The sequence below is a fragment of the Pseudomonas sp. UMAB-08 genome, assembly GCF_900095225.1.
In the GTDB taxonomy this organism is placed as follows: domain Bacteria; phylum Pseudomonadota; class Gammaproteobacteria; order Pseudomonadales; family Pseudomonadaceae; genus Aquipseudomonas.
This window is the reverse complement of record NZ_LT607427.1, coordinates 1-23,175: the sequence shown is the minus strand read 5'-3', so window position 1 is coordinate 23,175 and position 23,175 is coordinate 1. Positions and strand designations below refer to the sequence as shown.

The 23,175-nt window shown below is 57.1% G+C and carries 19 protein-coding genes and 3 pseudogenes; 17 read left to right on the top strand and 5 right to left on the bottom strand.

What is annotated here, in order from left to right:
- The first annotated feature begins 81 nt into the window (after positions 1–81).
- Genes cydP through K0F75_RS20000 form a run of 5 tightly spaced genes read left to right on the top strand, consistent with a single transcriptional unit; the run spans position 82 to position 3,421 of the window.
- Positions 82–279, top strand: a complete 198-nt coding sequence (gene cydP, locus K0F75_RS26320) for a cytochrome oxidase putative small subunit CydP (protein WP_374029030.1) — start codon at positions 82–84, stop codon at positions 277–279.
- Positions 276–1,862, top strand: a complete 1,587-nt coding sequence (locus K0F75_RS20015; RefSeq protein WP_219063704.1) for a cytochrome ubiquinol oxidase subunit I — start codon at positions 276–278, stop codon at positions 1,860–1,862. Before cydP ends, K0F75_RS20015 begins: the two co-directional genes overlap by 4 nt.
- 10 nt (positions 1,863–1,872) lie before the next feature.
- Positions 1,873–3,015: a cytochrome d ubiquinol oxidase subunit II gene (gene cydB, locus K0F75_RS20010; RefSeq protein WP_219063703.1), complete on the top strand. Its 1,143-nt coding sequence runs from the start codon at positions 1,873–1,875 to the stop codon at positions 3,013–3,015.
- A gap of 12 nt (positions 3,016–3,027) precedes the next feature.
- Positions 3,028–3,144, top strand: coding sequence for a cytochrome bd-I oxidase subunit CydX (gene cydX / locus K0F75_RS20005; RefSeq protein WP_219063702.1), 117 nt, complete (start codon positions 3,028–3,030; stop codon positions 3,142–3,144).
- The gene (locus K0F75_RS20000) at positions 3,134–3,421 is read left to right on the top strand and encodes a cyd operon YbgE family protein (protein ID WP_257604450.1); all 288 of its coding nucleotides are present in this window, start codon (positions 3,134–3,136) and stop codon (positions 3,419–3,421) included. The genes cydX and K0F75_RS20000 overlap by 11 nt, the downstream gene beginning before the upstream one ends.
- 86 nt (positions 3,422–3,507) lie before the next feature.
- Here the strand turns inward: K0F75_RS20000 and K0F75_RS19995 are convergent, their stop codons facing one another.
- The gene (locus K0F75_RS19995; RefSeq protein ID WP_219063701.1) at positions 3,508–4,461 is read right to left on the bottom strand and encodes a threonine dehydratase; all 954 of its coding nucleotides are present in this window, start codon (positions 4,459–4,461) and stop codon (positions 3,508–3,510) included.
- An 88-nt stretch (positions 4,462–4,549) separates the two neighbouring features.
- Here K0F75_RS19995 and K0F75_RS19990 point away from each other — a divergent pair, with 88 nt between their 5' ends.
- Positions 4,550–5,938 carry a PLP-dependent aminotransferase family protein gene (locus K0F75_RS19990; protein WP_219063700.1) on the top strand — a complete coding sequence of 463 codons (1,389 nt, stop codon included), beginning with the start codon at positions 4,550–4,552 and terminating at the stop codon, positions 5,936–5,938.
- A gap of 51 nt (positions 5,939–5,989) precedes the next feature.
- A complete protein-coding gene (locus tag K0F75_RS25890; protein WP_257604449.1) occupies positions 5,990–6,274 on the top strand; it encodes a hypothetical protein in 285 nt (94 codons plus the stop codon).
- A 122-nt stretch (positions 6,275–6,396) separates the two neighbouring features.
- Here K0F75_RS25890 and K0F75_RS19985 read toward each other — a convergent pair whose 3' ends face one another.
- Positions 6,397–7,890 carry a YdgA family protein gene (locus tag K0F75_RS19985; RefSeq protein ID WP_219063699.1) on the bottom strand — a complete coding sequence of 498 codons (1,494 nt, stop codon included), beginning with the start codon at positions 7,888–7,890 and terminating at the stop codon, positions 6,397–6,399.
- Between the two features lie 112 nt (positions 7,891–8,002).
- On the opposite strand from K0F75_RS19985, the gene K0F75_RS19980 reads away from it, so the two are divergent.
- The 6 genes from K0F75_RS19980 to K0F75_RS19955 all read left to right on the top strand — a co-directional run bounded on the left by K0F75_RS19980 (position 8,003) and on the right by K0F75_RS19955 (position 14,771).
- Positions 8,003–8,689, top strand: a complete 687-nt coding sequence (locus K0F75_RS19980) for an HAD-IA family hydrolase (RefSeq protein WP_219063698.1) — start codon at positions 8,003–8,005, stop codon at positions 8,687–8,689.
- A gap of 316 nt (positions 8,690–9,005) precedes the next feature.
- Positions 9,006–10,496, top strand: a complete 1,491-nt coding sequence (locus K0F75_RS19975; protein ID WP_219063697.1) for an OmpA family protein — start codon at positions 9,006–9,008, stop codon at positions 10,494–10,496.
- 22 nt (positions 10,497–10,518) lie between these two features.
- Complete coding sequence (locus K0F75_RS19970) at positions 10,519–12,051, top strand: hypothetical protein (protein ID WP_219063696.1); 1,533 nt, start codon at positions 10,519–10,521, stop codon at positions 12,049–12,051.
- On the top strand, positions 12,051–12,884 hold the full coding sequence (locus K0F75_RS19965) for a hypothetical protein (protein WP_257604448.1): 834 nt from the start codon (positions 12,051–12,053) through the stop codon (positions 12,882–12,884). Before K0F75_RS19970 ends, K0F75_RS19965 begins: the two co-directional genes overlap by 1 nt.
- Positions 12,885–13,205: 321 nt before the next feature.
- A complete protein-coding gene (locus K0F75_RS25885; RefSeq protein ID WP_257604447.1) occupies positions 13,206–13,559 on the top strand; it encodes a hypothetical protein in 354 nt (117 codons plus the stop codon).
- Between the two features lie 204 nt (positions 13,560–13,763).
- Positions 13,764–14,771: an aldo/keto reductase gene (locus K0F75_RS19955; protein WP_219063694.1), complete on the top strand. Its 1,008-nt coding sequence runs from the start codon at positions 13,764–13,766 to the stop codon at positions 14,769–14,771.
- Between the two features lie 33 nt (positions 14,772–14,804).
- On the opposite strand, the pseudogene K0F75_RS19950 reads toward K0F75_RS19955, so the two are convergent.
- A pseudogene (locus K0F75_RS19950) lies at positions 14,805–14,978 on the bottom strand (HlyD family type I secretion periplasmic adaptor subunit); the annotation flags it as partial.
- 8 nt (positions 14,979–14,986) lie between these two features.
- On the opposite strand from K0F75_RS19950, the pseudogene K0F75_RS25880 reads away from it, so the two are divergent.
- The 4 genes and pseudogenes from K0F75_RS25880 to lapD all read left to right on the top strand — a co-directional run.
- Positions 14,987–15,079, top strand: a pseudogene (locus tag K0F75_RS25880) (maturase); the annotation flags it as partial.
- A 65-nt stretch (positions 15,080–15,144) separates the two neighbouring features.
- Positions 15,145–15,332: pseudogene (locus tag K0F75_RS25875) on the top strand (IS1595 family transposase); the annotation flags it as partial.
- A 120-nt stretch (positions 15,333–15,452) separates the two neighbouring features.
- Positions 15,453–16,166: a cysteine protease LapG gene (lapG, locus tag K0F75_RS19940; RefSeq protein WP_374029061.1), complete on the top strand. Its 714-nt coding sequence runs from the start codon at positions 15,453–15,455 to the stop codon at positions 16,164–16,166.
- Positions 16,167–16,174: 8 nt separating this feature from the next.
- Entirely contained in the window at positions 16,175–18,124 is a 1,950-nt protein-coding gene (gene lapD, locus K0F75_RS19935; protein ID WP_219063692.1) for a cyclic di-GMP receptor LapD, read from the top strand.
- A 107-nt stretch (positions 18,125–18,231) separates the two neighbouring features.
- Here the strand turns inward: lapD and K0F75_RS19930 are convergent, their stop codons facing one another.
- On the bottom strand, positions 18,232–18,570 hold the full coding sequence (locus tag K0F75_RS19930) for a tryptophan synthase subunit beta (protein WP_219063691.1): 339 nt from the start codon (positions 18,568–18,570) through the stop codon (positions 18,232–18,234).
- A 115-nt stretch (positions 18,571–18,685) separates the two neighbouring features.
- Positions 18,686–23,175: S-layer family protein (locus K0F75_RS26060; protein ID WP_219063690.1), on the bottom strand; the 4,490-nt coding region annotated here is incomplete at its 5' end.

The window sequence follows — 23,175 nt, the reverse complement described above, 5'->3', positions numbered from 1 at the left end:
CGCTGCCAAAAGTATTGATCTGGATCAATATTAGCCGCCTTTGCCGTCGGGACAATTCCGCCATCCCTGCGAGTACCCGTCATGCCAGGCCCCTTCGATTTTCTAAAAAAACCATTAATGAAGGAAATTGGCCTGATATTGCTTATCAAGCTCGTCTTGTTGTTGGGGATCCGAAGCATCTGGTTCAGCGCTCCGGTTGAGGTCATGGATGACGGCGTCAAAGTAGGCCAACACGTGCTTGGCCCCCCTCCCGCACTTCCTGAGAAGAATCCCCAATGATCTCGGAATCAGTCGTCGACTTATCTCGACTGCAATTCGCCATGACGGCGCTGTATCACTTTCTGTTCGTCCCTCTGACCCTCGGCTTGACCTTCCTCCTGGCCATCATGGAGTCGGTCTATGTGATGACCGGCAAGCAGGTCTACAAGGACATGACCCGCTTTTGGGGCAAGCTGTTCGGCATCAACTTCGCCCTGGGCGTCACCACCGGCCTGACCATGGAGTTCCAGTTCGGCACCAACTGGGCGTACTACAGCCATTACGTCGGTGACATTTTCGGCGCCCCGCTGGCGATTGAAGGCTTGATGGCGTTCTTCCTCGAATCGACCTTCATCGGTCTGTTCTTTTTTGGCTGGGATCGCCTGACCAAAGTGCAGCATCTGGGAGTTACCTGGCTGGTCGCAATCGGTTCGAACATGTCGGCATTGTGGATCTTGATCGCCAACGGCTGGATGCAAAATCCGGTCGGCGCAGAGTTCAACTTCACCACTATGCGGATGGAGCTGACCAGTTTCAGCGCCTTGCTGTTCAACCCCGTGGCACAGGTCAAGTTCGTCCATACCGTTGCGTCCGGTTACGTGACCGGCGCGATTTTTGTCTTGGCTATTTCGAGCTGGTACCTGCTCAAGGGCCGCGACATCGGGTTCGCGCGGCGCTCCTTTGCCATCGCATCGGCTTTCGGTATGGCGTCGATTTTTTCGGTGATCATTCTGGGCGACGAGTCCGGGTATGAAATCGGCGATGTTCAAAAAACCAAGCTCGCGGCGATTGAGGCCGAGTGGGATACCGAGTCCGCACCTGCAGCCTTTACCCTGTTCGGGCTGCCGAACCAGGCCGAGCAACGTACCGATTACGCGGTGAAAATCCCTTATGTCATGGGGATTATTGCCACGCGCTCGCTGGACACGAAGGTGACAGGCATCAAGGACCTGGTTGCCCAGCATCAGGTACGGATTCGCAATGGCATGGTTGCTTATGACCTGCTTCGGCAACTGCGCGCAGGGGATAAAAGCGAGCAGACAGTCTCTGCCTTCAACGCGGTGAAAAAGGATCTGGGCTACGGTCTGTTGCTCAAGAAATACACGGACAAGGTAGTCGATGCCAGCGACCAGCAAGTCAAACAGGCTGCGCTGGATTCCATCCCCGGCGTGGCTTCGATTTTCTGGACCTTTCGCCTGATGGTGCTTAGCGGATTCCTGATGCTGGCCTTGTTCGTCTGTGCGTTCTGGGCATCTACCCGCAAGAACGAAATGAGCAAACCCTGGCTGCTCAAGTGGGCCCTGTTCAGCCTGCCGCTGCCGTGGGTTGCCACGCAGACCGGCTGGTTTGTCGCGGAGCATGGGCGTCAGCCGTGGTCTGTCGGTGAAATACTTCCGACTCATCTGTCCGCTTCAAGCGTTTCGACCGGTGATGTCTGGGGTTCTCTGCTGGCGTTGGTCGCGTTCTATAGCGTGCTGTTGGTGATCGAGATGTACCTGATGATCAAGTTCGCCCGACTCGGGCCGAGCAGTCTGCATACCGGGCGCTATCACCTGGAACGCGAGACAACACACGCCCACGCCACACAGCCGACCCTGGTCTGAGGAGCAAATAATGTTCGACTATGAAAGCCTCAAACTGATTTGGTGGGTCCTGGTTGGCGTCTTGCTGATCGGCTTCGCCCTGACCGATGGTTTCGACCTCGGTGCCGCCGCGCTGATGCCCTTCGTCGGCCGCAACGATAACGAACGACGCGTGGTGATCAACACTATCGCGCCGCATTGGGATGGCAACCAGGTTTGGCTGATTACCGCTGGCGGTGCGTTATTCGCCGCTTGGCCATTGGTGTATGCCGCCGCGTTTTCGGGCTTCTACTGGGCCCTGCTGCTGGTGCTGTTTGCCTTGTTTGTTCGCCCCGTAGGCTTCGATTATCGGAGCAAACTGAGCAACACCCGCTGGCGGCAAAGCTGGGACTGGGGCCTGTTTGTTGGCGGTGTGGTGCCTTCGCTGGTATTCGGCGTGGCGTTCGGCAACCTGCTCCTGGGCGTGCCCTTCCAGTTTGACGATACCCTGCGCTCCAGCTATCACGGTAGCTTCTGGCAATTGCTCAGCCCATTCGGGCTGCTCGCCGGCGTCGTCAGCTTGAGCATGCTCTGCCTGCACGGCGGCACGTGGTTGATGATGCGTACGGAGGGTGACATCGCCCGGCGTTCACGCAGCGCAGCTCAACTGTTCGCGGCGGTTTACCTGCTCGCCTTCATCGGTGCCGGTGTCTGGCTCTTGCTGGGCGGCATTGAAGGGCAAACCATCACCTCAGCCTTCGACCCCGGTACAGCCCTGAATCCACTGAGCAAAACCGTGGCCGCGACCAACCCTGGCTGGATGGCGAACTACGGGAAATACCCGCTGACCATCATCGCGCCGGTCGTCGGGATCGTCGGCGCGCTGCTGGCCCTGCTCTCGGCCAGCGGCGGTCACAGTCGCTGCGCATTCCTGGGCAGCAGCCTGGCCATCGTTGGCACACTCTGCACAGCCGGTTTCGCCCTGTTTCCGTTTGTCATGCCGTCGAGTATCGACCCTGCCTCTAGCCTGACCGTGTGGGATGCTGTTTCCAGCCGCATGACACTCAATATCATGCTGGTTGCCGCAGCGATTTTCGTGCCGCTGATCCTCTGCTACACCCTTTGGTGCTACGCCAAAATGTGGGGCAAAGTGACCACCCAGCACATCGACGCCAACCCCCACAGCCTTTACTGAGGAGCACACACTATGTGGTATTTCGCCTGGATCCTCGGCGTCTTATTGGCCTGTAGCTTTGGCATCATCAACGTCATGTGGCTCGAAGCCACCGACACGCTGGATAAGGAGCCGGCGGGTGACCTCTGAAGCCACACCGCGGTTGCGACGCGCCAGCAGCAGGGCCTTGTCCCTGTTGCTGGCCGTTCCGTTGAGCCTGATTCTACTGATCCACCCCATCACCATCCTCAACGCCCAAGGGCACTACAACCACAACCTGCTGATGCTGGTCATGTGGGGCGTGGCCGCGGGGTATGTGCACGGGGTGGGCTTCGACCCGCGTGCACGCGTGTGGCAAGTGGTGTTTCATCCGCTGGTGGCCTGGGGTCTGATGACCTTGGGCTATGCGGTGATGTGGGTGCATTAGGACATGCCGGAAGCCCGTGCCGGGCTTATTCGCAGACAAGTCAGCGCCTACAAATAATGTTTTATTTCAAATGATTATCGGAAAACTCACCCCCCAAGCACCCGCGCATAAACCTGCCGATCAATATTCGCCCCGCTCAAAATCACCGCCACTTTCTTACCTTGCTGCCGCTCACGCTCTTTGATCAGCGCCGCCAGGCCCGCAGCGCCGGCACCTTCGGCGGTGTTGTGGGTGTCTTCGTGGAAGATGCGGATCGCGTTGGCGACTTCGTCATCGTTGACCCGGACGATTCGTGCCGCGCCGTGGCGGATGATGTCGAACGCTTGCGGTAATGGCATGCGGCAGGCCATGCCGTCGGCGAAGGTGTTGGCGGTTTCGGTGGTGACGATTCGGCCTTGTTCGACGCTCTGCGCAAAGGCGTCGGCGTGTTCGGATACGACGCCGACGATTTCAGTTTTCAGGCCCAGTAAGTTGCGCGTCTGGATCAGGCCGCAAATGCCAGAACCCATGCCGATGGGGACGTAGACGGTCTGCAGATCCTGCACCGCTTCCAGCAATTCCAGCGCATAGGTCGCGACGCCTAAAATGAGGTCAGGATGAAACGCCGGGACACTCTGGTAGCCCTGCATTTCGGCCTGGCGTGCGGCCTCGGTGCGGGCCTCGTCGAAGTCTTGCCCGTACTCGATCAGTTGCGCGCCCATGGCCCGCATCGCGGCATTTTTTTCCTGAGAATTACCGAGGGGCACAACGATGATGATCGGCAGCCCGGCGTTGCGTGCGGCCGTTGCAAGGCTCTGCCCGTGATTGCCTCGGGTGGCAGTCACCAGCCCGGTAACGTTCGGTTTGCGCTTGAGCAATCCCTGTACGTACAGCAGGCCACCACGAACTTTGAAGGCACCGGTCGGTGCGTGGTTTTCGTGCTTGACCCAGACCTCGCAACCCAGGCGCTCGGCCAAACGCGGCCATGCGTATTGCGGGGTAGGCGGAACCAGCGGGCGAATGGTTTGCGCGGCGCGGCGCAACGAGGCGAGGTCAAACATCAGGTCACCGGGTTGTGGGTGGGTTTGACCTGATCTTAGGGCCGGGGCATTGTATGGGTTAAACCTTATATTGCATGAGCAACAATAAATGTGGACGCCGACGCTCAACGACAGTGCGCAGCCGAAGTACCTGGCCTTGGTTGAAGCGATCACACGCGCGATAGAAAGCGGCGAACTAAAGGTCGGTGAGCGGCTGCCACCGCAACGACGTCTCGCCTGGAGCCTGGGCCTGAACCCAAGTACGACGATGCAGGCCTACCGTGAGGCCGCGCGACGGCATTTGGTTTCGGGTGAAGTGGGACGCGGCACTTACGTATTGGCCGGGAGCAAAGAGGCGACGCTGTTCCGGCTCAAGCAGCCAAGCGAGCGCCCTGCCCTGATTGATCTTTGCACCAATGTGCCGGTGACCGATGAGGACAGTCAGGACGAAGTCTTGGCGCTCTCTGCGCTGATCAATAGCGGACAAGCACAGCGCCTGCAACGCTATCTCACGGCTGACGACCTGGCAGTTGGCCGGGCTCAAGGTGCCGCCTGGCTGCAAGCCAGGGGCCTGAGTGTGCCAACGGAAAACATCATGCTGTGCAACGGCGCCCAGCAGGGGGTGTTCACCGCGCTACTGTCGCTGTGTCAGCCCGGCGAACCGGTCATCGTGGAGGCCTTCACTGCGCCAGGGATCAAAGCGGCCTGCCGCCAATTGCGCTTGCCCATGCATGGCGTTGCGCTTGATCGATGCGGCATTCTTCCTGAAGAACTCGACCGGATGGCGCGGGCCACGGGGGCCAAAATCGTCGTGCTGACGCCCACGCTGCAGAACCCGACGTCGACGATCATGTCGCCCCAACGGCAACGCGAGATCGCGGAAGTCGCAAGACAGCATGACCTGCTGATTATCGAAGATGATGTCTATGGCGCGCTGACCTCCTCACCTCCACTGACGCGTCTGCTGGGCAAGCATGGCCTGTTGGTGACAAGCCTGTCGAAAACGGTCGCACCCGGTTTACGGGTTGGCTGGATCACGGCCGAACCGTCCGTGCTTGAACGTATCGACCCCCACGCGCAGGCCACGCATTGGGGCGTTTCACCGCTGTGCCTGAGCATCGCCTGCCAATGGATAAACGATGGAACTGCACAACGTCGTCTGGCGTGGCAGACCGAAGAAACCACCCAGCGCTGGCGCTTGGCAAAGAAGACCCTCGGCTCGGCGTTGTATCAGGCACAAAGCCCGTCTCCTCACATTTGGGTCACCAGCTCACTGCCCTCCATGAAGCTGGCTGAGGCCTGCCGGGCAGCGCAGGTCGACGTGGTGCCTGCTGAGGTTTTCGCGGTCAAGGAACACGATACCCACGCCATACGCATCAGCCTGTGTGCAGCCAGCAATCGAGCGCAATTGAAGATCGCATTGGAGCGGGTGGCGCAGATTGTTGGGGCCAACGGTACGTTGCAAATTGAACAAGACGGATCTACTTTTAATAGATAAATCCGTCTTGTTTTACTCCTGTACCGCAACCACTGCGAAGGAGATTTACCGATGGTCACTCACTACAGGCTCGCCGGGCACATTGCCTGCGGCCGCCATGGCGACAACATCATCTCCACCACCGAACTTGGACGTGTGAAGTGTCGCAACTGCCGTAATACCGATGCCTTCAAAGAGGCGAGGAAAACCGTGCGAAACGCAGCACGCAGAGCTGCGAGGAAAGCGAGGACTGCTCATGCATCGAGCGACTGGCGTGCCTCCTGGCAACAGCGGCTCACGGATATGCCCGGACCGCAGCGACTCCCTCGAGGGTTTCATGGTCAGCCCTTCGTCTAACCCTATGGAATGGCATACATCGGAGCGCTGATCTCGTCGGCATCGCTGACCGTAAACATGCAGAAAAAAGGGCGAGTTTATTTTCGATAAATAAACTCGCCCCTCTTTGTTAACTCAGCGACTTACTGATCCGTTCCACTCAACCCGCCAAGTCTGCTCATCACCATGCTGAAGAACTGCTGCACGGTCATTTTCTGGCCGTTGAAGTCGACGATGTCGTTGGCATAGTGAAGGTTCGAGACAACGTTCTCGCCCTCGACCTTGGCCAACTGGGTCATCACCGCCATGCCACTGACCATGTCGCTCGCGCCCTGCGCCTGTTCAGCGATAGCGTTGGGATCGGTCAGACCGTTGAGGCTGGCTTGCAGGCTGGCGACGTCCTTGATCATAGGTTGAGACAGCAGCAATTTGGCGTTCAGTTCGCCGATCATTTTCCTGCCCACTTCGGCAGGCGCCTGGTCGAGCGGGCCGGGATTTTTCAGGTCCACCGCAAGGCTGAAATGGCTTTCGCCGTTGGCGGTCTTGAGCGATATTTTTTCCAGTTCGATGTGCGGCTGGGCGGTCAGCAGTTTAGCCAGGTCGGCATTCATCTTTGCCTGATCGGCAACGCTCAGTTTCAACTTGAACGGTATGCCAGCCTGCGCGGCAGCCTGTTGTTGAGGCTGGACTTTCTCCTGGAAGAAATGGAGCAGTGCTTGCGTGGACGCAACGTCGAAGTTACTGAACTTCCACAGCATCTGCGAGGCGCCGACGTCCTTGCCGTTGTAGTTGATCATGCCGATGTCGTAGGTCACTTGCGCCGACAGGTTACTGTCTGCCTCTTGCATCAAGCTGGTGTTCACAAAGTCCTTGAACCGCACCGGTGGCTTGTCCCCGATCTGGAACAGCGAGCTGGCCACCTTGAGGTTGCTATGCCCGAGGTAGAAACCAGAGGCGCCTTTGGTACCACCGGTGTCGAAGGTCACGCCGTGGAGTTCAACACTCACAGGGCCTTGTTCCGACGCTACGTTGAGTTGCAGGTTGTCCATATTGCCGGTGACCTTGAGCTTCTCTGCATCGGCACTGGCCGCCACAGCGAGGTCAAGGCCGGAGAACTTGAACATGCCGTCTTTGTCATTGATGTCCAGCGGCAGCAGTTGCAGGGTGCCTTCGGTAGCGCGGTCGTAGCCGATGCTCGCACTGCCTTTGAGCGGCGCAGCACCATTGGTCAGGGCAAACCACTTTTCGGAGAAGGCGTTTTTCTCGATTTCATAGTTGCTGGCGGCCATGACCGGCAGCAGCTTCAACGACTTCAATCGCGAAAAAGGCAACGGGCCGTGCTCGATGTTATCCACGAACAACAGCTCGATTTTTTCGTTGTTTTTGCCCAGGCTTTTGCTTTGAACATTCACACGATAGTGCGCAGTGCTGGTGAACAGATGGCGCTCAAGCGACACCAGCTCGACGCTCATGCTGTCGTCGGTTCCGCTAAAAGACGACTTGAACTGCCGGTTGGCATTGTCGATTGAATCGCGCAAAACACCGTCCAGTTGAGTCCCGGTGTACCACGCACCAGCGGTGCCCAGTGCCGCCACCGCAATGACGACGCCCACTGCAACGTTTGCTGATTTGCTCATCTTCCGCCCCACTTCGCTGTCCATAATCGACCGAGATTATCATCCGCCGCTAGCCACGGTCTTCCCTTAGACGGTAGGCTGATGTTCGAATTTGAAAACGGGATCAAACGAGATGAGTGAGCAACGTACCGTTTTCGGCCCGATCAAGGCCGTTATTTTCGATATGGATGGCTTGTTGTTGGATACCGAGGGTATCTATACCGAAGTCACTCATATTATTGCCAGTCGTTACGGCCGGACGTTTGACTGGACGATCAAGCAGAACACCATCGGCCGTGGGGCGCGGGATTTCGCCGGTTACGTGATCGGCGCGCTGGAGTTGCCGCTGTCCATTGATGAGTTTCTGACCACTCGCGAACCCATGCTGGATGAGCGCTTCCCACGTTCGCCGGCAATGCCGGGCGCGGAGGCATTGGTCCGGCATTTGGCCGCGCACAATATCCCCATCGCCGTGGGCACCAGCTCTTCGATCCACTACTTCAAGGCCAAAACCACCCTGCATCGAGCATGGTTCGAGCTGTTCGATACCGTGGTAACGGCTGACGACTCGGAAGTGGGCGCCGCCAAACCCGCACCGGATATCTTCCTGGTCGCCGCCCGCCGCCTGGGCATTGCCCCCAAGGACTGCCTGGTGTTCGAAGACTCGCCCTTCGGCGTGACGGCCGCCAAGGCTGCAGGCATGTCTGCCGTGGCCGTGCCGGACGCTCATATGCCTATCGAGCAATACGTTCACGCCGATCTGCGCCTTGAGTCGCTGTTGGATTTCCCGCTTGAAGCATGGGGGTTGCCGGCGTTTTGAAGCGCGACACCGTACGTCTGCGAGCGTGTTTCTGGCAGGCATCGATTGCGGGGCAACGTCGTTGCCCCGGCTTCAATGAAAGTGGTCGTCGACTGTTTTATTGACATCGAAATGCCACTACTATCCCCCGACATTTTGTAACACCCGTCAAAGCACGCACTCTCGGATGCCACGCCAACCTGATTAACCGTCGGGCCGCCCACTCTGGCAGGGTCGCGTTCGTTGTGTGATGACACGGGATAGCAACGCGTTTTGCGTGGTATGGCACACCGACAAGTCTGTCAGGTGCCAAGGACAAAAAAGGAATCAGCAAGGGATGTTGAACTCAAGGAATGTGCGCCCGACAGCACTGGCTATGGCCATTGCTCTCGGTGTAACCGGTTGCGCCAGCGTCGATAACCAATTAGGCGGAATGGACAAGACCTCAGCATGCGTGGCTGGCGGCATGTTGGGTGCCGTGCTGGGCGCGGGTGTGGCGGTTGCCCTGGGCAAGAACGCTGCGGGCGGTGCAATCGCCGGTGCCGCTGTCGGATGCGGTGCGACGTTGGCGTATCAGGCACGCGTCAAGCGTCTGCAGGCGATTGCCACCGAGGAAGGCATGAGCATGCAGATCAAGGAGCTTGCAACTGCCCAGGCCCCCACTCAAGGCAAAAGCGCCCCCCAATCGCAACCCGTGGGCATAGAGGCACAAGTGCAGGACAGTGCAATGTTTGCCACTGGCTCTGCCGTGCTGACCGCCAATGGGGAACGTCAGCTGCGCAAGATGGCTGCGGTACTTGCGGAAGGCCAGAGCGGTACACAAACGTCGCCGAAGAAAATTCTGGTAGTGGGCCATACCGACTCCACCGGCAACGCCGAGCTCAACCAGCGGCTTTCGGAACAGCGTGCTCGCGCCGTGAGCACAATCCTCGCCCAGGCCGGTTTGCAGCCCGCAGACATCTATTACCAGGGTGCCGGCGCCTCGCGACCTGTGGCGGCTAACATCACGACCGAAGGTCGGGCGCAAAACCGTCGAGTGGAATTGACCCAGGTCGATAACCAGCAACTGTTGGTTGCCCGCGTGCGCGCCGAGCGCAACAACCCCAAATACCTGGAACACGGTACCCGGACCAGCCCGGCGGCAACGACTGCCAGCGCACCGGTCAAAACACCGACATTAAGCAAAGCCGACAAAGCCGAGCCCTCGCCTGTAACAGCCCAACCTGCACCCTCCACAGGCTTTCCGGTTCAGGGCAAAGGCGGTATCGATTTTGGCGGCCATCAGGTCGTTAGCATGGAGTCGGCACTGGCGCGCGGTATCGAGCCCAAGAAGTCGGTGTTCAGCGTTATTTCGCCGGCCTACGCCTCGGCTCCGGTAGGTTCCTGCGTCGCCGATATGCCCCGTATGGCGGGCGAAGTAAAAAACCTGGCCACTGATCGAGCGCTGGTGGATATCGCCACCACTGACTACCTGCCAGGCATGAACGGTCGCCCTTGGGGCCAGGCCATCAACGGGCATGTCGCCTTGGTCGGGCCAGTCGCCATTCTCAAAGAAGACGCGACGGTGGCAGTGCAGCCGTTCATGCAATTCATCCCTGACTACAAGACTTCAAAAAAGCAGTCGGAAAAGATTCAGTCGATTGCCAACACCTTCGACGGTGAAACCAAAGTGCTGTACCGGGTTTTCGCGGTCGATGCATCGAAGTCACCGGTGTCCTGCATGGACATCGTGTTCGACAAAAGAACAGGCACCGCGACAGCCGGGGAACTGTTCTATCCAAAACAAGGCGAGGCTTTCGTCGCTGAATTCGAGCCGGTTCGTCGCTAACCAGATGAAATAGGGAAATAACATGCTGCAGACAATTCAGGCGTTCTTCATCGCCTACTGGTACATCGTCGTGCCTATCCTGGCGACGCTCTTTCTCATGATTCCGGTGGTCATCTACTGGAACAAAGTGCGTTACGGTTTAATGCTGGCCCGGCACAACGTCCCGCTGTTCGGGAAGATCAAGCATTGGGTCAATCATCCGGGCGAACAGAACCCGAAAAACCACTTCCTCGACGCCGAAACCCAGCTGTGCAGCGCCTACTACCACTACTACGTGGGGCATGTAAAAAACGGTCAGTTCTTTCAGAAGTGCGAAGATTATCTGATGAAAGTCAGCGAGGATCACCGCACCGAAAAAAGCATGTGGTTGTGGATGCTGGTGATCATGCTGATGGTGATCGAAGCCTCTGCGTTCGGCTACGCGTTGTCGCCATACGCCATGACACTTGCCACGCCCAACACCGCGCTGGCGGGTGCGTTTGGTATTGGTCTGGTTATTTCGATCATCGCCTTGCTGCTGTCTGAACTGACCGGTCGCCAACTGTACCTGAACCACATGGTCGGACAGATCATGGCCTACGCCACCATGCGCAAGAAAGGTGAGGAAGGCGACTTCATCAAAAAAGACCGGCTCAACATCGACAAGACCTACGATGACAATGATCGCCCGGCGTATCAGCAGATGCTCAACCGCATCAAGGTCAACTACAGCAGGCAAACGCCAGCCAAGTCCTTCGGCATCACTGTCGCCTATGGCGTTTTCATCCTGATTCTGGCGGTTGCAGCCTTCTGGGTGCGGGCTGAAACCCTGCAAGCCCAAGAGGCCGAGTTGATCGCCAACCCTCCGGCCATCAGTGCTTCTGCCGATGACTTCCCGTCCTCGAACGACTTCCCTATCACCGACGACATGAAGTCGCTGGGCAACGATTCGAAAACCAAAAGCGCCCAGGACCAGATCGATTCGATGCACCGCGCGTCGATGATCACTTTCGGCGTGCTCAGCGCACTGTTCGTGTTCATTCAGTTCACCAGCACTTACCTGGCGTACTCCCGAGGTTTTGTTGGCAGCAAATCGAAAGAGGCCTGGGAGCAGACCGTCGGTTTTGCCAACGCCGATGAATATGTGGCCTATCACCGCCGCCTCGCAAGCTCCATTGCGGTTGACGCACAACAGGCGCTGAGCACGCTGCAAGCGCTGCTGTCGGCCCAGTTCCATATCTCTGGGACTGATCACAGCGAGAAGGAATCGAACAAGCACGCGCGTACCTTTGAGCGCTTCGTCGAAAATAAAAAGTCCGAACACCTGTCGGCCGCCACCGACACCGTCGCGGCTGAAACACGGCAAGCCTCTGTGGTGACCTCCGTGGTCGATGTCACGCCAGAGCCCATCGCACGGGTCCCCACCAAGGCTGCCGGTTTCGACCCGCACGCCTGGGGCAAACTGACCGGTTATGACGAGGACGACCTGGCCTATGTCGCAGGCAAGAAAGGCGTGGACGAAGCGCTGATCCGCCGTGCTTACAACCTCCAGATGCTGGACGAGCAGGAAAGCTGATGATGATCAAAACACTGATCGCTGTGCTGGCCTTTGTCCCGGTCATCGCATGGGGCGCTGAGCGCAACGACGTGCCAAGTTGCTATGAGCAAAGCAAGTTGACCGAGTTCAAGGCGCCCTCTTCGGGGCGTTTGTTGACGGTCATCATCGACCAGACCACGCCGCTGACCAAGGAACTGCAGCAGACTGCCTGGGGCCACATCAAGCGGTTCATACAGCCTGGGGACAAGCTGCGGCTTTACAGCTTCAGCGCCTACCTGGAAGGGCACTACACCCGGCTGCAATTCTCCGGCACCCTGGAAAATCCGTTGCAAGACAGTGTGATTGGCGATGTGCCGATGATGCCGGCGCGCAAACTGGGCAACTGCCTGAAAGCTCAACCGCAGGTGCTCTGGCAGAACTTCGGCAAGGCATTCGCAGCGACCATGGGCACCTCCAGCACGGACATTCCGCGCAGTGAGATCCTGTTCAGCCTGCGGGAAATTTCTGCCGACTTGCGCAATGCCAAAGACGCCAACGAACAGGTCATTTTCTTGATGTCCGACATGCTCGAATACAGCGATTTCGGCAGTTTCTATGCGGCTAACCGGATACGCGATATCAACCCCGCAGCTGAGTTGGCCAAGGTCGAAAAGCAAAATCTGTTTGCCGACTTCGCGGGTGCCCGCGTCTACGTTCACGGTGCGGCGTTCGTACCTCAAGACAACAAGAACGGCTACCGCTCCGGCAAACTGATCCAGAACTTGCAAAGCTTCTGGACAGGCTACTTTGAGCGCTCGCACGCCGAACTCAAAGGCTTTGGTACACCCGAGCTGACCGCGGTCGTGGAATAAAGGAGGGCATCGAGCCCCGACGGTTACAACAGGCTGCAACGGCTAATAATGACTGGCCGCTGCAGCCGACCTTGTTGCACTTTCCTGCCGCGTTTTCGGTTAAAAAATAGAACGCTGCGAACATCAAAAAAACCATATTCCTCGCAATACTCCCTCGCCCCGCCCCTAAAAAATCATTAACCCTATGATTTATATGATTTTTCAGCACTATCAATTTCAACGATAATCGATAGCAGCCTAATTAACTTCTTAATAAAAGGGAGCCGCGTAAAATTCACTCCACAGCAACAGACAACTTATAAACCTTGTGGAGCAAACATCATGAAAACTTCAAAACTGATCTTCGGCGTAGCGTTCTCGGTATTGGCCAGCAGCGCTTTCGCCCTCCCTGCTTTCGCCGAAAACGGCTCGGTTCATACCAGCGCGATTCATGTAGCTGCTGACGGTGCTGACCACGTCGGTGCAAACCGTGTAGCCGCTGATGGCGCTGACCACGTCGGTGCAAACCGCGTAGCCGCCGATGGCGCTGACCACGTCGGTGCAAACCGCGTAGCCGCCGATGGCGCTGACCACGTCGGTGCAAACCGTGTCGCCGCTGATGGTGCTGATCACGTCGGTGCAAACCGTGTCGCCGCTGATGGCGCTGATCACGTCGGTGCAAACCGCATGAGCTAACACCTCATGCAGGTCCTTTCAGCCCGGCTTTTGCCGGGCTTAAATTTGGGCGATGGAAAAGTTTTATCAGGTGCCGGAACGGTCACTTTGTCTGCTCAACTCGCTTGTGTTTGACAACGATCAGAAGATTGAGGACGGTAGCCAGGAAGAGTCGCTGCTGACGGTTCTGTTTTCCCCTTCCACTCATTGAAAAGGATATCGAGCATGACTTATCGCATTCTTGGCCAATCCGGCCTGCGGGTTTCTACGTTGACCCTCGGCTCCATGATGTTCGGCGAGCAGACCAGTACTGAAGAGTCCCTGCGCATCATCGACAAGGCCTGGGATCAGGGCGTCAATTTCATCGACACGGCGGATGTTTATGGCGGTGGGCGTTCCGAGGAAATCGTCGGGGAAGCCATCGCGTCACGGCGCAATGACTGGGTGGTAGCGACCAAAGTGGGCTATGGTCCCGCCAAAGGTGCGCCCAACTCCAGTGGGCTGAGCCGTAAACATGTTTTCAATGGCATCGAGGCCAGCCTGAACAGGCTGGGCACCGATTACGTAGACATCTATTACCTGCACCGCGAAGACCACGACACCCCGCTGGAAGTAACGGTGTCGGCCATCGGCGACCTGCTGCGCCAAGGCAAGATTCGCTACTGGGGCCTGTCCAACTATCGCGGCTGGCGCATCGCCGAAGTCGTAAATGTTGCCCAGCGCATGGGGGTGGACAAACCTGTGATCAGCCAGCCGCTGTACAACATCACCAACCGAATGGCCGAGATAGAGCAAATCACCGCTGCGGCTTTTCATGGTTTAGGCGTGGTGCCTTACAGCCCTCTGGCGCGCGGTGTGCTCAGCGGCAAATACGCTCCCGACGTCACCCCCGACAGCAGCACCCGCGCCGGGCGTCAGGACAAACGTATCCTGGAAACCGAATGGCGGGTCGAGTCCCTGCGTATTGCGCAGAAAATCCAGGCGTACACCCAAGCCAAAGGCGTCGGCATCGTCGAGTTCGCCATCGCCTGGGTGTTGAACAACCAGGCCGTCACTTCCGCCATTGTCGGGCCGCGCACCGAGCAACAGTGGGATGGCTACATCAAAGCTATGGACGTGAAAATCACTGCCGAAGACGAAGCGTTTATTGATTCGCTGGTCACACCGGGGCACTCATCAACACCGGGTTACAACGATATCGCGCACTTTGTTTCGGGCCGGGTGGTGCGCTGATTGGCTGATGTCTTGTAGGTGACTGTCGCACCGCTACCGCTCGTGCATTGCTTCAGCGCGTGCTTTAAGCACGGGCTTTAGCAGGTAGCTGAGGATGCTTTTCTTGCCGGTGATGATGTCGACCGAAGCAACCATGCCAGGGATGATGAGCAGCGGGTGCTCATCGGTCCCCAGGTGACTGCGATCGGTGCGGAGCTTGATGGATGGATGCGTAACATATGAGTCAGGCGCTCCCGAAGAAGCTCTGGGAGCGACTTGGGCTGATCTCGATATTGGATACGGTAAACCGGCTTAGTCGTATAACATGAACCGCCGTATACGGAACCGTACGTCCAAGTATGTGAGAGGACGGCGGATGTAAATCCGCCTCCTAAACGTCAATGCCTATCACTGCCGCCTGAAAGGCTGGTTGCATCCATTCCATGGTGTAGCCCCCAAGTATCTGGCCAATTACCTGGGCTGGCAGCGCCTGCTTGAACGTTATGGAAACTAAATCAATCCATTAATTTATTGAGGGAGTCACTCAGACATGAGCCTGTGCAACACTTAACGCAGGCATAGCTTTTTAAACGCAACAGGCACACCAGATATTTAGTGGGTATGATTGCAGAATGCCATTGTTTTTCCCGGATTGAACCCGCACCATCGACCGGTTCTCGGATGACCGAACGGACTAATTCAGTGGCGGTACGTTTTGCTTTTAATCGGTCGCAGCGAACCCGTTATTTAGGGTATTGGCTCTCATTCACGCTGTTACTGACCGGTATAGCGCTGGCAGGCAGCCTGAATGCCGATTGGGATTTTTCCGTTATCAGCCGAAAAGCCGAGGCCCTGTATGATCCTTTAGGCGAGGGTCGCGTTCGAATCGACGCTTGGCAACGCTTGCTATCGACCGAGAAGCAGGTCAGCGAGAAAGAAAAGCTCGAGGTCGTCAATCAGTTCTTTAATCACCAGATCCGCTATGTAGAAGACATTGATAACTGGCACGTAGAGGATTATTGGGCGACGCCTATAGAATCGCTTTGGAAAGGTGCTGGCGATTGTGAGGATTATGCAATCGCCAAGTACTTCAGCCTTCGGCACTTAGGGGTACCAAACGATAAACTGTTGATCACTTATGTCAAAGCCTTACGCCTCAACCGTGCACACATGGTATTGACGTACTACTCCAGCTCGAGCGCTGAACCGTTGGTACTTGACAGCCTTATCAATGAAATCAAACCGGCCAGCCAAAGAACAGACCTGTTACCGGTCTATGCCTTCAACGGCGAAGGATTGTGGTTGCCGGGTGCGACAGGCAATAAACGAGTGGGTGATACGAAACGACTGTCACGCTGGCAGGATGTGTTGAAAAAGATGCAGGCCGAAGGCTTCCCGGCCGAGCCTGATCTCTAGGAGTTCTGATGTCTCTGTTTAAACAGTTATTGCTCGCGATCTGTTTGTTCCTGGTCGTCGCCTTCAGCGGCAGCTTCATGGTCAGCGTGGAGACCTCGCGCGCGCAATACGTCAATCAGTTGCGCTCACACGCGCAAGACGCGGCGACTTCGTTGGCACTGTCGCTGACACCCAATATTGACGACCCAACGATGGTCGAATTGATGGTCAGCTCAATCTTTGACAGTGGCTATTATTCAAGCATTCGGGTTATCGACATCACCACCAACAAAGTCATCGTCGAGCGTTCAGGTGCTCCCGATAGCGGAAGTGTTCCGGGTTGGTTCGTTAAACTGATCGGCCTCGACGCGGCCGGAGGCGATGCAATTGTCAGCCGCGGCTGGCAGCAGGCGGCACGTGTTGAAGTGGTCAGCCACCCGATGTTTGCACTGGCTAAATTGTGGAACAGCGCGCTCGGCAGCCTGGGCTGGTTAGTAGTGTGTGGTCTGGTGAGCGCGGTTCTTGGCGCCTTGTTACTGCGCCGACAGTTAAAGCCTCTGGATTACATGGTCGCGCAATCTCAGGCTATCGCCCGACGCGAATTTCTTAGTTTGCCTGAGCTACCCAGTACGCCTGAGTTACGCCGGGTCGTTCAGGCCATGAACCAGATGGTCGAAAAACTCAAAGCACTGTTTCAGGAAAATACTGAGCGCAGTGAAAAACTACGCATCGAGTCTTATCAGGACAGCCTCACCGGCCTGGCCAACCGTCGTTATTTCGAAATGCAGCTCAATGCTCGGGTCAGTAACCAAGAAGAAGCCAGTTCGGGTTACCTACTGTTGGTGCGGGTGAAAGATCTGGCAGGGTTGAACCAGCGTCTAGGCGGCAAACGTACCGATCAACTGCTTCAGGCGATCACCGAACAATTGGTTCGCCAATGCGCACGCCATCCGGAAACCAACAACTTGATCACCCGCAGCCGAGGGGGAGAGTTTGCCGTATTGGCGCCTGGCCTGATGCGCGCAGAAGCGCTATTGCTGGCGCAAAATCTTGAAAACTCCCTGCTCAGCCTACAGGCCACCGGGGCGTCGGATGTTACCCCGGTGGCTTACATCGGACTGGCTCCGTACAACCCGGGTGATTTGCCGCAAACGTTGCTGGGTCTTGCCGATCAAGCATTGTCCCAAGCGGAAATCGAGGGTGAGCGCAGCTGGAGCTGCATCGAACACAGTGCAGCCGTCACCTTAGGTGATGACCAGCACACTTGGAACAAGCTGCTTGATGAGGCGCTGACCCAGCGACGTTTTCAGTTGTTCTTTCAGCCCGTGGTGGATAGCCGTAATCCAGCATACGTGCTGCATTACAAGGTACTGTCACGTTTGCTGGATGACCAGGGGCAAACCATCCCTGCTGGCCGATTCCTGCCGTGGCTGGAGCGTTTTGGTTGGTCGACACGGCTCGACCAACTCATGCTTGAACTGGTTCTGCAGCAAATGACGCTGCATAACCAATCGCTGGCGTTGAATCTCTCAGCGGCGACCCTGGCCGACCCGGTAGCCCTGAATCAGGTCTTTGAAACGCTCAAGCGTTATTCGCGATTGGGCAACCGGCTCACGCTGGAAATAGGTGAAGAGCAACTGCCCGAGCAGGCAGTACTTGAGCAACTTACCCGCCGCCTGCGCGAGTTTGGGTTCTCACTGGCGGTGCAGCACTTCGGTGGCCGTTTCAGCATGATCGGCAATTTGGCTCATCTGGGGCTCGCTTACCTTAAAATCGACGGCAGCTACATCCGAGCCATCGATGAAGAAAGCCATAAGCGTCTGTTTATCGAAGCCATCCAGCGCGCCGCGCACAGCATTGATTTGCCGTTGATCGCCGAACGTGTAGAAACTGAGGGGGAATTCCAGGTGATTCGAGAAATGGGTGTACAAGGCGTACAGGGCCAGTTGTTTGGTCAACCGGGGCCGTGGAGCCTGTAGGACCGAATTCATCGGGAAGCAGACGACGCGGTCTAATTGGATACCGCGTTGCTACTATCGCGAGCGAGCCCGCGCCTATAAGTGTCAGCGTGTCACATGTTGCAGATTCAAATCAGCCCCATTTCATCATCATTGATCAAATGGCTTAAGCCGCCCAGCGCTTCACGGGCCTGGGTCCGATCCATCAGCTTGGCTTGTGCGGCAGGGGGCAGGTCGGTCACGCGAATCACGCCCTTGCGGGTCAACACCTGAATCAAGTCGTCAAGTACCCGAATCATCTCCATGTCGCTTTGCTTGAGCTGATTCAGGCTGTTCTCTACCACTTCATTGGCGTACCAGGCCTGGATCTCATGATCATCGGCCAGCAGCATGTCGGTTGACTCGGCATAAGGTGCTGCTTCTACGCGCACGAGCAAACCTTGGGCATCACGTTGAACGTAGAACATTGAAGATCCCTCGTTGGAGTGCGCGGCGACTGCGTCGAGTCTCGGCAACATAGGCGTTTGGCGCGAGTATGCACGTCGCCGGCAACCGCGTGAACGGCTGCCGGCTCAGTCGTGATCAGCCGTGGGGTTCGACTTTGATCGTTGGGTCGGCACCGGCAATCAGCGAGTTGATGCTGGAGCCGGAGAAGCTGACGCCTTCAAGCTTGATCGTCACGTCCGCATTGGCGACACCACCGGCAGCATTGAGATTTCCTGCAGAACTGACCTGCAGCACCGCCGAACCGTCGCTGGCGCTGGCGAGCTTGAGGAAGTTATCGATCGTGCTTGCGGTTTCGTTATGCAAAAGGTCGGTCAAGTCGATGCTATCACCTTGCGCTACGTTGAAGTCCTTGATCACATCGTTACCGATATCACCCGACTTCCAGGCGAAGGTGTCGGCGCCCAAACCACCGATCAGCGTGTCGTTACCGTTGCCGCCCTCAAGAATGTCGTTGCCACCCTGACCGAACAGAATGTCGTTGCCATCGCCGCCCAACAGATGGTCTTTACCGTCGCTGGTACCCGAAATATCAAACGCACTGGCGTGCTGGGTAATGTACTGATGCACACCTTCGACAGTGTTAGCCCCGCCATTTGCCACTACATAAGCTTGCAGTGCCGCATAGCCGCCGTTAGTGGTGCCTGGCAGGTTCGCCAAGTCGCCGAAGATGATGTCGTCACCGCTGCCGCCGGTGATGGTATCGCTGCCGGCAGAACCATTGTGCGAAAGAATCGCACTAGCCAGGTTCGAAGGGTCGATGTTACCCAGTGGCGCATCACCAGTGCCGTGGCTGTTATACGGAACCAGAGCGGTCAGGCTCTGGCCGTTCAAACCGATGGCTTGAACATGTGACTGTGCGGCTAACACGTTGAACGCAGCTGTTGTGTCGCTGCCAGTTCCGTAACCGTTTTTGCTTGCTGTGGACAGCTCGTACGTAAGGTGATCACCCTCGTAGTGCAGGGTCCCATCCAATGGTTTACTGCTCCAGTCACCAGCGCTATTTTCAGTCCATAGGAGTACATGACCCGAAGTGTCAATAATTGTCTGGGGACCGCCAGTTTTACTCAGTTGCATGGTCAGCGCAGTGCCGAGGGTGTAATTATTCACGTTGATCAACGTGTCCAGCGTCAAGTCGGTCGCAGAGGTGGACTTATAGTCGATGACCAGTGGATTACTGAGAACGTTCACTTCATGGGTGTTTGGCTGGCCGTCAGTAATGAAGTACGTCAGGTTAGTCGCGCCCACATTGTTCTTGGCGGTTGCACTGTCAAAGAAGTTCGATGTGGTCTTGAACGCATCTTCGTAGTTGGTATTGCCAGACGACACGATAGTGCGTAAGGCAGCTTTCAACGCTGACAACGCATTCGGCGAAGACAGGTCAACAGTGAGCGAGTGTTTAACCTGAGTATTGAAGTCGGTCAGGAAGATATTCACAGTGCCGTGGTTAGTACCATTGAGGCTGGTATACAGCACATCAAACACCGTGCTCAGTGAATTGGTGGCAGCGGTCATTGCTGCCGTGCCCATGCTTCCAGAGGAGTCGACGATAAACGCGATGTTGTAGTTCTGGCCTGAGACTACTGGCAAGCCAGGATCGCCGACGATGATGTTGTTACTGCTGGTGACCGATATGGCGTCATTGCCTGTGGTGCCGGTAATCCCCGTGAAAGTACCGTGGTCCACAATCACATGGAGGGTGGCGGGTGCGGTACTGATCGTAGAGCCGTTAGCATGCTCGGTAGAGGTCGACGTCACGGTAAGGTCAAACGAACCGCTGTAATAAGCTGGCGGTTTGATGGTAAGGGTAGTCAGGTCCAAATCGGCAACGCCGGGAACACCTACCACGTTGGCATTGCCCAAGGCGTCGGCGGTTACCGTGTGGCCTGCGGCATCTGTAAGAACCGAACCTGGTGGCATACCGCCGATTTTGACGGTCAACGTTTCGGAACCATCAGTGTCGATTAATTTCGTGGTGATGGCGGCAAGCGAAATCGTCCTGTTTTCTGCGCCTTCGTTGGACCCGCTAGCGATGGTCAGCACCGGCATATCGGCTTTTGGCGTGATATCGATCACTAGGTTCGCTGCACTGCCGACAATTGTACCCAGCGTTGGCACAAAGCCAATCGCCGCGTAATCCGCCTGGTTGTTGCCCAGATGCGTAGGGTCGACTGAAGTTACCAGGCCGACAGTGCTGCTACCTGCAGCAAGAGGGATGCTCGATGCATAGGCTACTGGCGTGAAGACCAGATGCCCTGCGTCGATATCCGCTTTGCTGATGACCGTGCCCACGTCTGTAGCGGTCAACCCTTTATCGTTGAGAGACAGCGTGCCCTCGACCGGCAGTTGAGTCAGTTTGATGCCCGCACCGACCGCGTTCGGGTCGATATTGGTACCGAAGCTGGCCCATGTCAGCGCCAGAGGAGTGCTTTCTGTACCGGGAACGTGTTGGCCAGTCGCTGCGGGAAGATCATTGTCGATGATCGTAGTGGTGACGCTGCTTGCTGTGGTGCTTGGCACAATACTTTCGAACTGCCCGGTCGTGATCGAGCTAATCGCGATGGTGAGGGTTTCGTTGCCTTCGACGATGTGATCAGCGATGGTCGCGATGTCGAAGTGGGCAGAGGTAGAACCCGCAGCAATGAACACCGACGCCACACCGGTGTAGTCCGCACCACTGCTGGCGGTGCCGGTGTAAACCAGGTTGACCGTGGTGCCGGTCGGCGCCGCCTGCGACAGTGTTACGTCGAAGCCTGCAGTACCGCCTTCGCTAACGGTCGTACTACTCGTGCTGTGGTGAATACTGACCTCAGAAACCACTGGGGCGGAAACGCTCACCGGAATAGTCCCAACCACTGGTGTAGAGGTGTTGCCGTTGGCGTTTTCGGTCGACGTTGCGGTCACGATCAAGTTGAACGTACCGGTGTAGCCCGTCGGCGGCGTCAGGACCAGCGTGTTCAGGTCCAGGTTGACACCGGGAGTACCGGTGACAGTGGCAACGCCCGAAGCATCAACCGCGAACGTATGGCCCGCAGCGTCGCTCAACACAGAACCTGCCGGCATACCGGAGAAGCTGACTTTCAGCGATTCAGAACCGTCCGTGTCGGTCAGTTTTGCGACGACCTCGGACAAGTATACCTTGCCGTTTTCCACGCCTTCGTTGAGCTGATAACCCTGGTAGTAACCTTCGCCAGTACCACCGAGGCCGCTGGTTTGAAGGTCACTGATGTGCATGCCGGCTGCCGTCAGGCTAGCGACTGAGGTATAGATCGGCACACCCGAGGTGCTCAGGTCGGTCGCAGCCTTGCCGTCGACCGAAAGGTTCACGTCGTAGTTGCCAGGACCGTTCTGGTTGTAGTGGAAAATATCCAGCGTGTAATAACCGCTCACGGTCGGGATATAGGTGCCTTTGAGTATGTCGCCGCCTGCCCATGTGTCGGACGCAACCTGTTTGCCACCCACCGTCACCAGCAGGCTGTCATCACCTGTGCCGGTGAAGGTGTACGAATGGCCGGCTTCGAGGTAGATCAAGCCGGACGTTTTCGAGGCAATACCTACTGGCACATCTGTTTCGGCCACGTTAGTGACGGTGGTTTGGTTGGCCGTGTTGTGGGTGGCGCCGCCGATAACGGTCTGCAACAGGTTAGCCGAAGCTCCGCCGCCGGAGCCGTCCAGCTTGCTCAAGTCGGTCGTGCTGTTCGAGCTGCTCCAGGTTTCTTTGATCAAACCCGTCGCAGGCGGCAGGGCAGTGCCGATGCTCAGCGTCGGCAGGTCAGCTACAGGTGTGATATCGACGATAACGGTCGACGCAGCGCCGACTGTTGTACCTACTGTTGGCTCAAACCCGATCTGTGCGTAATCAGCTTTATTGTTGCCCAGGGTGCCGGCAGTAGCGCCATCAGCAGGGATGGCCGATGCATTGAGTGCCGGTGTGAAAATCAGATGGCCGTTGCTGAGATCGGCTGCGCTGATGAACAGAGGATGGCTTGGGTCCAACGACGTGATGACGTTGCCGTTGTAAGTCAGCGTGCCATCTAACGGCAGTTTGGTCAGTGTGATGCCAGCACCGACCGCGTTCGGGTCGATGTTGGTGCTGAAACCGGCCCATGTTAGAGCCAGGGGGGTATCTTCTGTACCAAGGATGTGGCCGTTCGCCGGTGCGGGCGCGTGGTCGGTGATAGTAGTGGAGATGGTGCCGGTGGCGATGGCCAGGGCCTCAAAGTTGCCGCCCACTGGATTGGAGAGGGTAATGACGAGGTTTTTACTGGTGCCCGCTAGCCCATTGTCGATAGTCGGGATAGTGAAATTGACGCTGCTGGAGCCTCCCGCAATGGTGGCGGTGGTCTGGCCGGTGAAATCCGTGCCATTGGCGGCGGTACCGCTGTAGTTCAAGGTGACGGTCACGGGGTGATTAGCTTGAGCCGCGTTCGTCAGTGTCAGCGTATAGGTTGCGGCGGCACCCTCTGCCACAGTCGTCGAGCCTTGGATGCCGATGTAAGTGGTGTCGATGGTGTCGTTGACGTTGGTGGTCGTGGGTGCGGTTGGCAGCACCAGGTTATCGAAGTTGC